This is a genomic window from Pseudomonas sp. 18175 (assembly GCF_050432925.1).
Classification (GTDB): domain Bacteria; phylum Pseudomonadota; class Gammaproteobacteria; order Pseudomonadales; family Pseudomonadaceae; genus Aquipseudomonas.
The window spans coordinates 211,347-224,969 of sequence record NZ_JBKFTO010000009.1; the positions used below are offsets into that span (position 1 = coordinate 211,347).

The window sequence follows — 13,623 nt, forward strand, 5'->3', positions numbered from 1 at the left end:
TTATTGTTTTTTTATGCAACGGACACACAACATCAAGCCCCGTAGGCACTACGGGATTTAGTAGGAAAGGTTGGGGTGCGGCCCGCCCCAGGCAGGGCGTGGCCGCGGGTGATTACCAGCCGGTGCTGGCCGAGACTTTCTTCGCGCAGGGCTGCGCGTCGAGTGCAGGTTGGCCTTTGAAGCGGCGCTCCATCAGCTTCTCGATTTCTTCCAAAGACAGGCCTTGGGTTTCCGGAATGCAACGTGCGCAGAACACGATGGAACCGATGTTAACGATGGCAAACAGGAAGAAGGTCATGCCGCCGAACGCGCTAAGCGCAATCGGGAACACAAACGCCACAATCGCGTTGAACACCCAGAACAGCCCCACCGCAATACCGTTCATCAAGCCACGGGAATGGGTCGGGAAGATCTCCGACATCAACACCCAATACACCGGGCCAATGCACATCTGCATGAAGAACAGGAACACCAGGATGCCCGACAGCGCCAAGTAGCTTTGCAGCAGCGAGTTGGGCATAAAGTTGATCACCGCGCCCAGGAAGAGCTGCGCGAACACCACCATCACCAGGCCCATCAGCAGCATCGGGCGACGGCCCATGCGGTTGATCGCCCACATGCCGATCAGGCAGGCAATCACCGAAATGAGGCCATTACCCATGGTCGCCACCAGCGCCGCGTTGGTGCCCATACCGGTGGATTTGAGGATTATCGGCGTGTAGTACATGAAGGCGTTGACGCCCGTGGCCTGGATCATGAACCCCAAGCCCACGCCCACCAGCAGCAGCTTGATCAACCATGGCTCGTTCAACTTGCTGAACATGCCGGTGTGGGTCTTTTCATAGGAGCACTGCTCGACGATCTCGCGCACTTCCTGCTCGGCTTCCTTGCGCGTGTCACGCAGGCCCACGAGGATGTCGCGGGCTTCATCCACACGCCCCTTGGCCACCAGCCAGCGCGGCGAGGTGGGCACAAAGTTCACGCCGATATACAGCAGCGCCGCCGGGATCAACGCGATGGCGAGCATGTAGCGCCACACAATCGGGCTGTCGAACAGATGCGCCAGCAAGGCACTGGCGACGTAGGCCAGGCATTGCCCGGAGACGATCATCAGCTCGCTTTGACACACCAGCCGCCCACGGTGTTTGGGCCCGGCAAGTTCAGCGATAAACACCGGCACGATGGACGAAGCGCCGCCAACGGCAAAGCCTAAGGCGAAGCGGATCATGATCATCGCCCAGAGGTTGGGCGCCAATGCACTGCCGATGGCGCCGGCCGCGAACAGCAGCGCCAGCAATTTGAGCATCACCAGCCGGCCGTAGCGGTCCGACAATTGTCCAACGAAAAAAGCGCCAAAGGCGCCGCCAAAAATCAGTGAGGAGGCCACCGCACCTTCGGTCACGGGGCTTAATCCAAGACCGCCCTGGGTGGCGGGAAGCGACATGAACGGAAGCGCTCCAGAGATGACACCCGTGTCATATCCGAACGCGAGGGAGCCCATCGTAGCGATCGCCGCTACGCGCCAAAGAATCTTGGCCTGGGAACGAGGCGTGGCTAGATCACCATGCTGCATGACATCTACCTTTTTCTTAGAGTTATTTGTGTAATCGGTAGGCAGAGGCTATCCGCACTCTGATGAAAGAAAAACCTGCTGAGGGGAATTGTGTTTTTCGCTGACTGAAATTCTGAAGACGGGCGCCGCAGACGCGACGCCGCCTCAACAGGCCGCTCTCCAAGGGACAGGAGAGCGGCCTGACGCATTATTTTGCCGCGTCGGGCAATGCGTACGCGATGACGTAGTCACCGCGGTTGTCGTTGGTGTTGGTGCGGGTTGCACCACCCACGGTGATAACCACGTACTGCTTGCCATCACGACCAACGTAGGACATCGGCGCGCCCTGCCCGCCCACCGGCAGGCGACCGCGCCACAGCTCTTTGCCGCTGTCGTTGTCCAGGGCACGGATGTAGTAATCCAAAGTGCCGTGGAAGAACGTCAGGCCGCCACCGGTCACCAGTGGGCCACCCATGGTCGGCATGCCCAGCGGCATGTTCACACCCGGGACGATACCGTGTACCGGTGCGTCCTGGATGCTGCCCATCGGCACTTGCCACTTGGTCTTGCCGGTGTTCAGGTCGATGGCGGTCATGGTGCCGAATGGCGGCTTGAAGCACGGAACGCCCAGTGGCGACACGAACATCGAGCGCTCAACGCCCCATGGCGTACCCAGTTGCTCGGAGTACTCGCCTTCGGTGCTTGGCTTGAGACCGATTTCCTTGGCCTTTTCACGCTTGATGAACATGCCCCACTGCGCCATGCGGATGTCATTGACGATCAGCGTGCCGGTGGACGCGTCAATCGCGCCGCCACCCCAGTTGATACCACCGTAGTAGCCTGGGTAGATCAGCGTGCGCTGGCCTTCGACGATGGGGGTGAATTCACCTTCCCAACGCATTTCCTTGAAGTCGATGCGGCACATCAACTGGTCGAAGACCGTTGCGCCCCACATGTCCGACTCTTTGAGTTTTTCAGCGCCAACAGACAATTGCGAGTACGGCTGGGTCGGCGAAATACGCATGCCCGGCACGCCATCGGTGGCGACCTTGCGTTGTTCAACCGGGAACACCGGCTTGCCGTCGCGACGGTCGAGCACGAAGATCTGGCCGCGCTTGGTCATGGCGATGATAACCGGCGTGGTGCCGCCTTCTTTGTTTGGCAGGTCGTACAGGATCGGTTGGGCCGACACGTCGTAGTCGAACATGTCGTTGTTGGCGGTACGGAAGTGCCAGGCGTCTACGCCGGTTTTGACGTCGATGGCGACGATGGAGTCGTTGTACTCGTCCGAACCTGCGTGGCGATCACCGTTCCAGAAGTCTGGGGTCTGGTTGCCGGTTGGGATGTAGACCAGGCCGAGTTTTTCATCAAAGGCAGCAGTGCCCCAGAAGTTCGGCGACTCTTTCGGGTACAGCTCGCCTTCCGGCAGCGGCACGCCACGCTTGGGGTTACGCGCATCCCAGGCCCACAGCAGCTCGCCGGTGCGCACGTCGAAGCCACGGGTCACGCCGGACGGCTCGTCGGTCTTGAGGTTGTCGTTGATCTTGCCGCCGACCACGATCACATCACCGGCCACCAGGGGCGCGGAGGTGAGGTAGTAGGAACCGTCGGTGTTCGGGCCGATGCCTTTGAGCAGGTCGACTACGCCTTTGTCACCGAAGGACTCGCAGAGCTGGCCGGTCTTGGCGTCCAGCTCCAGCAGGCGTGCATCGACGGTGGTGGTAACGATGCGCTGACGGCATTCGCCGCCCGCTACCGGTGCTGCCGGTGCTGCACTGGCAGTGGCTTTATCGGCGTCGAAATAGCCGAGGCCACGGCAGCGTTTCCAGCCGGCGTTGGCCGGGGTTTCCTTGATGTGCGCGTCGAACTTCCACTTCTGCACGCCCGTGATCGGGTCCAGTGCGAAGACGTTGTTCAGCGGCGAACACAGGTAGACGGTGTCATCGACTTTCAGCGGCGTGCCTTGATACTCGGCGCCGTTGATGGCCATGTCGCCGGTGTGGAAAGTCCACGCCACTTGCAGGTCTTTGACGTTGGTCTTGTTGATCTGGTCGAACTGGGCAAAACGCTCGCCGTGGGTGTTACGCCCATACGCGGTCCAGTCATTGCCATCGGCCTGGCCGGCCTGGGGCGCGATCACCTTGGCACTGGCGCCAGCTTCGGCCACCACGGTCGGGTGCGGTTGGAACATGCCGTAGCCGATGCCGGCAATGCTCGCCACCAACACCAGGCACACCACCGCACGAGGTGCAGCGCCGAGCAGGCGGCGGTTGCCTTGCAGCGCCGGCGCCAACAGGGTCAACACCAGCGCGATGACGATAAACGTCATCAGGCGCGGCACCAACTGCCAGAAGTCAAAACCCACTTCCCACAGCGACCACACCAGGGTGAAGGCCAACAGCGCCAAGGCCAACCAGGTAGCGGCAATTTTGCGGCGCATCAGGCACACGCCACTGGCAACCATCAACGCGCCAGCCACCACGTAGTAAAGGCTGCCCCCCAACCAGGCGAGCTTTACGCCCAACCCGGCCACAGCCATGCCGATCAACGCCAGTACGGCCCCGATCAGGAGTGTCAGTATTCTCATTTTTCATCCCGTTGAGTTAAGTGAAGCAACGGCCGGGTTTTCCCGACTCAATAAGAGAGCGCTCTCACAAAACAAAAGAGAGCGCTCTCTTATTGAGTCAAAAAAAAGCCCTTACATCGCTTAGGGCCTTGATCTAGACGCTTGCGTGCGTATTTGACGAGGGCGCGCAATGGTAAGGACGGATGAGAATCACGTCAATTTAAAGTGCGGCAATCGGCCACACCTTTAGGACATGGATTGCGATTTCAATGTGGGGACGTGCTCCCGATTGCCATAGGTATCTACACAACGATTGGACCTGACCAACCCCGAAGCTCTGGCCGTAGCTTTGGCTTTTGATTTGGCTTTTGATCTTAGGCGCCCCGTTAAACCACGCTGGCCGAACGCAGGCTTGAATCCGTGGGTAACCCGGCAGGACGCCGGGTTAGCCGTCCTGGGCCAAGGATGGCCCATGACGGCGGCCCACGGATTCAAGCCGGAGTGAGGGCACACCGAGCCTAGGCGAGGTGCCGAGTGGTGGGGCAAGAGCCCTTTGGTTACTTTGGGGCTTTTTCCAAAGTGACTCGCCGTAAGGGCGAAACCAATAGCCGCCGTTACCCTAATAATGGATATGTACACCGAAAAAATGCCATCGCAGGCAAGCCAGCTCCCACATTAGGGCGATGTACACCTAATAAAACTCAGCCGCCTGACAGGCCGTCTTCGCGAGCAAGCCCGCTCCCACATTGGGCCGGTGTTCGGCTAAGGCTGCGAGGGAGCCGCAGTAGAACGCCGTACAATCAACTCCACCGGCATCAACAGCCGGCGGGATGGCTTGTTGACCCCGGCCAGCAGCACCTTGAGTGCACTGACCGCCACTCGCGCCTGCTCAACGGTGTCCTGTTTCAGGGTAGATAACGAAAACAGCTCATTCGCCGCACTGGGGATGTCATCAAACCCCACCACCGACACATCGCCCGGCACCGACAACCCCATGCCCTTGAGCCGGTCCAGCACCCCCAGCGCGATAAAGTCATTCGACGCCAGGATCGCCGTGGGTTTGCGCGCCCCCTCAAACAGCACATCCACGCCCCGCCGGCCGAAGGTCGCGTCGTGGGAGCCTTCTACAAACAGCGGCTCCAGTTGCGCCTCCTGCATCACCGTAAAGTAGGTCTTCGCCCGCTCACGCGCCGAGGCCTCGCGCCCACCGCCCAGATGCGCAATCGCACGGTGCCCCAGGCCGATCAGGTGCGCCATGGCCTGGCGGATACCCGACTCATCGTCCACCGCCACGGTGGTCACACGCGGATGCGGAATACGCTTGCTGCCGATGTACACACAGGGCAACTTGTCGGCGATTTCGCTGATAGTGCGCGCGGTGTGCGGCGTGCCGATCATGATCACCCCGGCCGGGCGCAGCCTCAGCAAGCGCTCGATGTCTTGCAGCTCGCAGCCCTGCTCCACCGGACGCAACGAAGTGACTGGGTCAAACCCCGCCTTGATCAGCTCACGGTCAACCGCCTGGGCCAGTTGGATATGAAAGGAGTTATTCGGGTCGCCCAGCACCAGCCCGACGATGGACGACTGCGCAAACACCAGGCTGCGTGCGGCCAGGTTCGGTCGGTATTCCAGTTGGGCGGCGATCCCACGGATGCGCTCACGGGTTTCTTCACGTACCCCAGGGTCGCCGCGCAGGGCTCGCGACACCTGGGCGCGCGACATACCAGCCGCTTTCGCGACGTCATCAAGGGTAGTGAACGGCTTGGTCATAACAACAAGTGCCTGGAGGGGATCGGCGGCAATTGTAGGTGAAACCCTTCAACGGTACAGCAGGCGTTCGGCCAATTCGTCCGCCACCCGCGCAGGGCTGCGTTTCTCAGCCTGGGCGTGGGCGAAGATTTCGGTGAGGCGGGTGCCGATATTTGACAGGTGGGCGGTGATGTCCGGCAGGTCTGCGCCATTGTGCTTGAGGGCCACATAGATCAAGCCGCCGGCGTTGATCACATAGTCAGGGGCGTAGAGGATGCCGCGCCCTTCCAGTTGGTCGGCGATGTCCAGGTTGGTCAGCTGTGTGCTGGCCGACCCCGCCACCGCCGCACAACGCAATTGGCCGACGCTCTGGCGATTGAACACCGCACCCAGGCCACACGGGGCGAGGATGTCACAGGGGGTGCTGAGCAAGGCGTCGTTGGCGATGGGATGCGCACCCAGTTGCTCCATGGCCAATTGCACCTTGCCGTGGTCGATGTCGCTCACCAGCAATTCCGCCCCAGCTGCGTGCAGTTGCTCAGCCAGGGCAAAACCGACATTGCCCAGGCCCTGGACCGCCACGCGCAAGCCCTCAAGGTTATCGCTGCCCAGACGGGCCATGGCGGTGGTACGAATGCCCGCGAATACGCCCATGGCAGTGTGGGACGAGGGGTCGCCAGCCGCCGAGGTACTGGTGACGAAACGGGTCTGTTGGGCGATGCAATCCATGTCGGCCACCGAGGTGCCGCTGTCGATCGCGGTGATGAAGCGGCCGTCGAGTTTTTCAATGCAGCGACCAAAGGCTTCAAACAGGGAGGCGCGGCTTTCGACATGCGCCGGACGCAGGATCACCGCGGTGCCACCGCCCACCGGCAAGCCAGCCAAGGCCGCCTTGTAGCTCATGCCCTGAGCCATGCGCGCGGCATCCACCACGGCACTTTCATCGTCGGGGTAAGAGAGATAGCGGCAGCCGCCAAGGGCAGGCCCGAGGCGGCTGTTATGGATGGCGATGACCGCCTTCAGCCCGGTGACCGGGTCGACGCTCAGGTGCAGCGATTCAAGGCGGGTGCTGTGCATGAGAGCAAACATCGTCAAGCTCCCGAATCACTTCTGGTAGTGGGCCAAGTATAGGCTTGCGGTAGAAAAGTGCCGGAACACGCTGGAATAAGCCGCGGACTTTTGTGGGCCTTGAGACATAAGTACAGGGGATATTTCCCAAGCCACTGGACGAAAATTCCCAGCAAGGCTAAAACGGAGGCATCCGCCGGAGAATGCAATGAATCCCCGCAAAGCCTTTTTCGCCTGCCTGGACCGTTCCCCCCCTGCGCTGTTTGAAGCGGCGCTGTGGATTGCTGCCGAGCACGATGCGGCGGTGCAACCATTGGTAATCCTGCAGGAGCTGACCTTGCTGCAACAAACGGTCGGGCGGGGCCTGCCGCTGTTGCCGGCGGATGAGCTGGGCCAACCGTTACTGCGCTGCCTGAATGACCTGGGGTTCGCCCAGGATGACTTCACCCCCCTGCGCCCCGCCGCTGCCCTGCTGGACAAGGTGTTGCAACGCAAACGCGGGCAACCCCTGGCCATGGGCCTGATCGCCCTGGAACTGGCGCGGCGCCTGCATATCCCAATGGTCGGCGTGAACTTTCCGGGACACTTCCTGCTGCGGGTACCCGGCGCCGACCATCTTCTGGACCCGTGCGGTGGCCGGCGCCTCTACCCCAACGATTGCCGAGAGCTGCTGCACCGCCAATACGGCCCCAACCTCAAGTTGCAGGCCGAGCACCTGCACACCGCCGACCCACGCTCGATCCTGCAACGCCTGTCACGCAACCTGCGCCAGCTGCACCTGTCCAATGACGCCCCGCTCGAAGCCCTGGTCGACGCCGAACGCGTGCTGGAACTGGGCAACGCCAGCGCCGCCGACTACCTGGCGCGAGCCAGCCTGTACCAGCGCCTGGATTGCCCCAATGCCGAGCGCTTCGACCTGGAACACGCGTTGTTGCTCAGCGAAGACCCGATCCAACGCCTGCGCCTGACCGAGCGCTTAGGCCACCTGCCCCCCAATTCAGTCGTGCACTGACCCCTGTAGGAGCGAGCTTGCTCGCGAAAAACCCGAGAGCGCCGCGTGCATTCAGGCAGCCCGCGTTATCGTTAACGTTTTTCGCGAGCAAGCTCGCTCCTACAGGGTATCCGGTTGGTTGGCGGGATGGGCCTGGATAAACGCCGGATGCTGCGCCGCCAACGCCGCCACTCGGCCGATACGCGGGCACGCCGTCAACGGCACCTTGAAGCGCTCGGCGGCATACAGCTGGGGAATCAGAAACGCGTCCGCCATGCCCGGCTGCGGGCCAAAGCAAAAGCCCTGATCACCAATCAACTGCTCCACAGCCCCCAAGCCCTGGCTGATCCAATGGCCGATCCATTCCAGCACCTGCGCCTCATCGTGCCCCCACTGGCGCAGCAGGTTCTGGGTGCTGGAATTGTGCAGCGGGTGGATATCGCAAGCGATGATCGATGCCACCGCACGCTCATGGGCGCGGGTGGCCAAATCTTTGGAGAGCAATGGCGCCTGTGGATAACGTTCGTCCAGGTACTCGATGATCGCCGGCGACTGGATCAACAGCTCGCCATCATCGGCACGCAGGGCCGGCACACGGCCCTGCGGGTTGATCGCCAAGTACTCGGGCTGGCGATTGGCGCCACCCGCCGGCACCAGCAGGTTGACCGGCACCGCGGTAAAATCCAGGCCCTTGAGCGCCAGCGCAATCCGCACCCGGTACGACGAAGTAGAACGGTAGTAAGTATAGAGTTCCATCACCCAGCCCTCTTAAAGCGCAGTGACCACGGTGCCACGGCACTCACCAAAACCGATGGGCGCAAAGCCTTCACGGTGGCAGCGGGCACGCAGGATGATTTCATCACCGTCTTCCAGGAACTTACGCACTTCGCCGGACGGCAACTCGATCACCTTCTTGCCGCCCTCGGTCATTTCCAACAAGCTACCGAACTGCCCCGCCGCCGGCCCGGACAAGGTACCCGAACCAAACAGGTCACCGGCCTGCAACTGGCAACCGTTGACGCTGTGGTGCGCCACCAATTGCGCGACGGTCCAGTACATGTGCAGGCTGTTGCTCAGGGCCAGGCGATGGGCCGGCAGGTTCTGCTCGCGCATGGCGGCGGTGGTCAACAGCACTTCCAGTTCGATATCCAGGGCACCGGCGGCCTGGTCGCGTTTATCCAGCAGGTACGGCAGCGGTTGTGGATCGCCTTCGGGGCGTGCCGGTTGGGCTTTGCGAAACGGTTCCAGGGCTTCGGCAGTGACGACCCACGGTGAGATCGTGGTGATAAAGCTCTTCGACAGGAACGGCCCCAGCGGCTGGTATTCCCAGGCTTGGATATCTCGCGCCGACCAATCGTTGAGCAAACAGAAACCGGCGATATGGTCGGCAGCGTCGCCAATCGCAATGGAGTCGCCCATGGCGTTGCCCTGGCCGATCCAGATGCCCAGCTCAAGTTCGTAGTCCAGGCGGGCACAAGGGCCGAACGTCGGCTCGGTGGCGCCAGCCGGCAAGGTCTGGCCTTTGGGACGGCGCACGTCAGCCCCCGAAGCACGAATGGTCGAGGCGCGGCCGTGGTAACCGATGGGCACGTATTTGTAGTTGGGCAGCAACGGGTTGTCGGGGCGGAACAATTTGCCAACGTTCTGCGCGTGTTCGATGCCGACGTAGAAGTCGGTGTAGTCGTTGATGCGCGCCGGGACGTGCATCTGGCAATCGGCGGCGCGGTGCAGCACTTGGGCCTCACGGGTTTGCAGCGGGCTGCCTTCGGCCAACAACGCCAGCAGGCGCTCACGCAGGGCCACACGCGGGCCACGGCCCAGTTCAAAAAACGCGTTCAACTGGCCACCGGCAGTGGCTTCGACAGCCCGTCGCGCCTCGCCTTCAAACGCGTCGATGGCCGCGTGCAGGTCGAGGATCGAATCGCCAATCGCCACGCCGCTGCGCGGGGCCGAGCCGTTGATGCTGAACACCCCCAGTGGCAGGTTTTGCAGGGGGAAGTCGGTATGACCGTTGGCGGAGGTCACCCAGCTGCGGGGGGTTGTGGACTGAGTCATGGGTTATCTCCGATTCGGGTTGAAGGTGACGGGCAGCGAGGCCCAGCACGCGTCGTAGGCAGGTTGCAGTTGCGGGCAGTCCAGGGCGAACTGTGTGGGACGCAGCACTTGGCTGGTCTCGAACATAAAGGCCATGGTGTTATCGATCTTGTGGGGCTCAAGCTGCGCGTTGATGGCCTTGGTGCAGGTCTCACCGTCCGGGCCGTGGGCGCTCATGCAACTGTGCAGCGACGCGCCGCCGGGCAGGAAGCCTTCGGCCTTGGCGTCGTAGGCGCCCTGGATCAGGCCCATGTATTCGTTCATCAAATTGCGGTGGAACCACGGCGGACGGAAGGTGTTCTCGGCCACCATCCAGCGCGGCGGGAAGATCACGAAGTCGAGGTTGGCCAGGCCGTGCACGCTGGTGGGCGAGGTCAAGACGGTGAAGATCGACGGGTCCGGGTGATCAAAACTCACAGTGCCGATGGTGTTGAAGCGGCGCAGGTCGTATTTGTACGGCACGTTGTTGCCGTGCCAGGCCACCACGTTGAGCGGCGAATGGTCGAGTTCACAGGCCCAGAGTTCACCGAGGAATTTTTGCACCAGGGTTGTCGGTTGTTTCAGGTCTTCGTAGTACGCCACCGGCGTGAGGAAATCACGCGGATTGGCCAGGCCGTTGCTGCCGATAGGCCCGAGGTCCGGCAGGCGCAGCGGCGCTCCGTGGTTTTCAGCGACATAGCCGCGGGCCTGGGCGTCCAGTAATTCGATGCGAAATTTCAGGCCACGGGGCAATACGACGATTTCCAGCGGCCCTACTTCCAGCACGCCCAACTCGGTGGCGATGCGCAGGCGGCCTTGCTCGGGGACAATCAGCAGTTCGCCATCGGCGTTGAAGAACACGCGCTCCATCGAACGGTTGGCACGGTAATGGTAGATGCTGATGCCTGAGGGTTTTTCCGACCCAGAGTTGGCAACCATACCCACAAGGCCATCGATAAAATCCGTCGGTTCATTGGGAATATCCAACGGGTTCCAGCGCAACCGGTTCGGCGTCACCGCCCCCAGCGGCCCACCGGCTAGTTGCCGCTCCAGCTTGATAAACGCCGGGTGGTTGGCGGACGGTTGTATGCGGTACAGCCAGGTACGCCGGGCTTCGCTGCGCGCCATGGTAAAGGCGGTGCCGGAGAAGAGTTCGGTGTACAGCCCGTAGGGCGCTTTTTGCGGGGCGTTCTGGCCGATGGGCAGTGCGCCGGGCAGGGCTTCGCTGGCGAATTCATTGCCGAAGCCCGAAAGATAGTCGAGGTTCATGGATCATCCTCTATAAGGAAGTTGTTTTTATCGTAATCCAGTTACGCATAACGTAATTTGATCACTCTCGACCGTCAAGCTATAAAGACGCCCATTCATCTCTCGGATTCTCGCCCCTCCATGGAAAAGCCCCGCGACACCGGTAAACAGAAAGTCCGCTCGGCCGAAGTGGGCACCGATATCCTCAAGGCCCTGGCCGAACTGTCGCCAGCCACTTCGCTGTCGCGCCTGGCCGAACATGTGCAGATGCCCGCGAGCAAGGTGCATCGCTATTTGCAGGCGCTGATCGCCTCGGGTTTTGCCGAACAAAACACCGCCACCAACCATTACGGCCTGGGCCGTGAAGCCTTGCGCGTGGGCCTGGCCGCGCTGGGCAGCATGGACGTGTTGAAGGTCGGCGCCCTGCCCCTGGCGGAGCTGCGCGATGAATTGAATGAAACCTGTTTTCTGGCGGTGTGGGGCAACCAGGGCGCCACCGTGGTGCATATCGAGCCGGCGGTGCGCGCAGTCACGGTGGTGACGCAGTTGGGTTCGGTACTGCCGCTGCTCAGTTCGTCCACCGGGCTGGTATTCAGCGCCTACTTGCCGTCGCGGGAAACCGTGGATCTACGTGAGCGTGAGATCCAGGCCGGTATCGCCCACGCCCTGGTGGACGACCAGGCCTACGCCAGCACCTGCGAACAGATCCGCAACCGTGGCCTGCACTTTGTGCATGGTTTGCTGATGCCGGGGGTAGATGCGCTGTCGGCACCGGTGTTCAACGCCGTCGGGCAGGTGGCGGCGGTGATGACCGTGGTCGGCCCCACCTCGCTATTCCACGCCGATGAAGATGGCCCGGCGGCGCAGCGCTTGCTGGCGGCGACCCGGGCCGTGAGTTGGCGCATGGGCTATCAGCCCTGAGTCACCAGCTTGCCAGGGCCAGCGCTACGCGGTTTTCCAGTGCCTTTATCTGCGCGCCGCTGGCCAGGTAATTGTTGCTGATCATGGAAAACACCAAGCGGTGCCCGTGGGCGTCGGTGATGTAGCCACTCAAGGACGACACCCCTTGCATGGAACCGGTCTTGGCATGCAGGTTGTCTTGCGCCGCCGTGCCACGCAGGCGATAGCGCAGGCTGCCGCCGCGCATGCGCTCGCGGTTGCCGGCGATTGGCAGCGCGTTGTACCAGGCATCGAACCACGGCTGTTTGTTGGCGGCCAGCATCAGGTCGGTGAGGGTTTGCGCTGAGACGAGGTTCATGCGCGACAACCCCGAGCCATCGACCTGATTCAGCGTGGCCGTATCCAGCCCCTGGCGCTGCATGAAACCCGCCACCGCCACCACCCCCGCCGCTGCCGTGCCGCTATTGGCCGTCTTGCGTCCCATAGCCTTGAGCAGAGCTTCGGACATGTTGTTGTTCGAAAGCTTAAGCAGCGGCGTGATCAGTTCCTGCAACGGCGCCGATGGGTGCTCGGCCAGCACGCTCGCCGTCGCCGGGCTTGCCCCACCCACCACCCGACGCCCCAGCACCGTGATGCCCTGCTGCGCCAACGCCTGCTCAAACAGGTTGGCCACCAGTTGGGTGGGCTCCCACACACTCACCAATTGGCGGCTTTGCTTGCCCGGCGCAACTGCGCCGCTGAGCTGCAACAGGTTAGTGCCGTGACGGCGGTTGATCCCATAGCTATTGCCTGGGCCACTGGCCGCGTGGTTGCTCACTTGCAGATAATCGGTGGGCGGGAAGATCTCAACACCCACCGGCTGGCCGCCCCCTAAAGGCGCCTTGGCCGTGACCAGCACGGTGCCCGCATCGAAATCCGTATTGGGCGACACGGTCAGCGCCGAAATTTGCGCGCCGTAGTAGGTGCTTTCATCGTCATGGGACCAATCGACGCCCAGCCGCTCGGCGTCGAACCAGGTGTCGTCGAACACCAGGTCGCCTTGCACTTGGCGGATGCCCTTGCTGGCGAGTTGTGCGGCCAGGGCCTGGTAGTCGGCCCATTGCAGGGTCGGGTCGCCCAAGCCCCTCAAGTACAAGTTGCCGCTCAGGCGCTCGCCTTGCTGCGTGCCGTTGGTCAGCAGTTGAGTGGCAAAGCGGTAGTGCGGCCCCAGCACGTCCATGGCCGCTGCCGTGGTCAGCAGCTTCAGATTGGAGGCGGGAACCAGCCGCGTACGCGGATTGTGTTGATAGAGCGTGTTGCCGCTGCGGGCATCACGCACCATCAGGGAAACCGTGGCGCCCTGCAACGCCGGGTCGGCCAGTAACTGGTCAAGGGTTGGCCCGGTCCCCGTCGTTGAAGGCGAGGCGCAACCACCGAGCAACAGGCCAAAACCCAGCGCCATTGCACCGGCGTGTATCCATCGTCCCAACCGCATAA

Annotated in this window: 10 protein-coding genes; 2 read left to right on the forward strand and 8 right to left on the reverse strand. The window is 62.1% G+C overall.

Going from position 1 to position 13,623, the window contains the following annotated elements; genetic code table 11:
• Positions 1–112: 112 nt before the first annotated feature.
• From ACLD1Y_RS14945 to ACLD1Y_RS14960, 4 genes are all read right to left on the reverse strand, one after another.
• Positions 113–1,573: a sugar porter family MFS transporter gene (locus tag ACLD1Y_RS14945; RefSeq protein ID WP_429478664.1), complete on the reverse strand. Its 1,461-nt coding sequence runs from the start codon at positions 1,571–1,573 to the stop codon at positions 113–115.
• 187 nt (positions 1,574–1,760) lie between these two features.
• A complete protein-coding gene (locus ACLD1Y_RS14950; RefSeq protein ID WP_429478665.1) occupies positions 1,761–4,139 on the reverse strand; it encodes a membrane-bound PQQ-dependent dehydrogenase, glucose/quinate/shikimate family in 2,379 nt (792 codons plus the stop codon).
• Positions 4,140–4,880: 741 nt separating this feature from the next.
• Complete coding sequence (locus tag ACLD1Y_RS14955) at positions 4,881–5,888, reverse strand: LacI family DNA-binding transcriptional regulator (RefSeq protein ID WP_429478666.1); 1,008 nt, start codon at positions 5,886–5,888, stop codon at positions 4,881–4,883.
• Positions 5,889–5,936: 48 nt separating this feature from the next.
• Complete coding sequence (locus tag ACLD1Y_RS14960; protein WP_429478667.1) at positions 5,937–6,956, reverse strand: Glu/Leu/Phe/Val dehydrogenase dimerization domain-containing protein; 1,020 nt, start codon at positions 6,954–6,956, stop codon at positions 5,937–5,939.
• Between the two features lie 187 nt (positions 6,957–7,143).
• On the opposite strand from ACLD1Y_RS14960, the gene ACLD1Y_RS14965 reads away from it, so the two are divergent.
• The gene (locus tag ACLD1Y_RS14965) at positions 7,144–7,947 is read left to right on the forward strand and encodes a SirB1 family protein (RefSeq protein WP_429478668.1); all 804 of its coding nucleotides are present in this window, start codon (positions 7,144–7,146) and stop codon (positions 7,945–7,947) included.
• Positions 7,948–8,046: 99 nt separating this feature from the next.
• Here ACLD1Y_RS14965 and maiA read toward each other — a convergent pair whose 3' ends face one another.
• From maiA to hmgA, 3 genes are read right to left on the reverse strand one after another with little or no spacing between them, the layout of a single operon-like run.
• Entirely contained in the window at positions 8,047–8,682 is a 636-nt protein-coding gene (gene maiA, locus ACLD1Y_RS14970; RefSeq protein WP_429478669.1) for a maleylacetoacetate isomerase, read from the reverse strand.
• Positions 8,683–8,694: 12 nt separating this feature from the next.
• Entirely contained in the window at positions 8,695–9,981 is a 1,287-nt protein-coding gene (gene fahA / locus ACLD1Y_RS14975; RefSeq protein ID WP_429478670.1) for a fumarylacetoacetase, read from the reverse strand.
• A 3-nt stretch (positions 9,982–9,984) separates the two neighbouring features.
• Positions 9,985–11,268: a homogentisate 1,2-dioxygenase gene (gene hmgA / locus ACLD1Y_RS14980; protein WP_429478671.1), complete on the reverse strand. Its 1,284-nt coding sequence runs from the start codon at positions 11,266–11,268 to the stop codon at positions 9,985–9,987.
• Positions 11,269–11,388: 120 nt separating this feature from the next.
• Between hmgA and ACLD1Y_RS14985 the strand changes: the two genes are divergently transcribed.
• Positions 11,389–12,168 carry an IclR family transcriptional regulator gene (locus ACLD1Y_RS14985; protein ID WP_429478672.1) on the forward strand — a complete coding sequence of 260 codons (780 nt, stop codon included), beginning with the start codon at positions 11,389–11,391 and terminating at the stop codon, positions 12,166–12,168.
• Between the two features lies 1 nt (position 12,169).
• On the opposite strand, the gene dacB is transcribed toward ACLD1Y_RS14985, so the two are convergent.
• Positions 12,170–13,621, reverse strand: a complete 1,452-nt coding sequence (gene dacB, locus ACLD1Y_RS14990; RefSeq protein WP_429478673.1) for a D-alanyl-D-alanine carboxypeptidase/D-alanyl-D-alanine endopeptidase — start codon at positions 13,619–13,621, stop codon at positions 12,170–12,172.
• Between the last annotated feature and the right edge of the window lie 2 nt (positions 13,622–13,623).

Bases quoted from the DNA above. Each gene is read 5' to 3' on its own strand.
- ACLD1Y_RS14945 (WP_429478664.1), bottom strand. From the start codon at position 1,573: ATGCAGCATGGTGATCTAGCCACGCCTCGTTCCCAGGCCAAGATTCTT.
- ACLD1Y_RS14950 (WP_429478665.1), bottom strand. From the start codon at position 4,139: ATGAGAATACTGACACTCCTGATCGGGGCCGTACTGGCGTTGATCGGC.
- ACLD1Y_RS14955 (WP_429478666.1), bottom strand. From the start codon at position 5,888: ATGACCAAGCCGTTCACTACCCTTGATGACGTCGCGAAAGCGGCTGGT.
- ACLD1Y_RS14960 (WP_429478667.1), bottom strand. From the start codon at position 6,956: ATGTTTGCTCTCATGCACAGCACCCGCCTTGAATCGCTGCACCTGAGC.
- ACLD1Y_RS14965 (WP_429478668.1), top strand. From the start codon at position 7,144: ATGAATCCCCGCAAAGCCTTTTTCGCCTGCCTGGACCGTTCCCCCCCT.
- maiA (WP_429478669.1), bottom strand. From the start codon at position 8,682: ATGGAACTCTATACTTACTACCGTTCTACTTCGTCGTACCGGGTGCGG.
- fahA (WP_429478670.1), bottom strand. From the start codon at position 9,981: ATGACTCAGTCCACAACCCCCCGCAGCTGGGTGACCTCCGCCAACGGT.
- hmgA (WP_429478671.1), bottom strand. From the start codon at position 11,268: ATGAACCTCGACTATCTTTCGGGCTTCGGCAATGAATTCGCCAGCGAA.
- ACLD1Y_RS14985 (WP_429478672.1), top strand. From the start codon at position 11,389: ATGGAAAAGCCCCGCGACACCGGTAAACAGAAAGTCCGCTCGGCCGAA.
- dacB (WP_429478673.1), bottom strand. From the start codon at position 13,621: ATGCGGTTGGGACGATGGATACACGCCGGTGCAATGGCGCTGGGTTTT.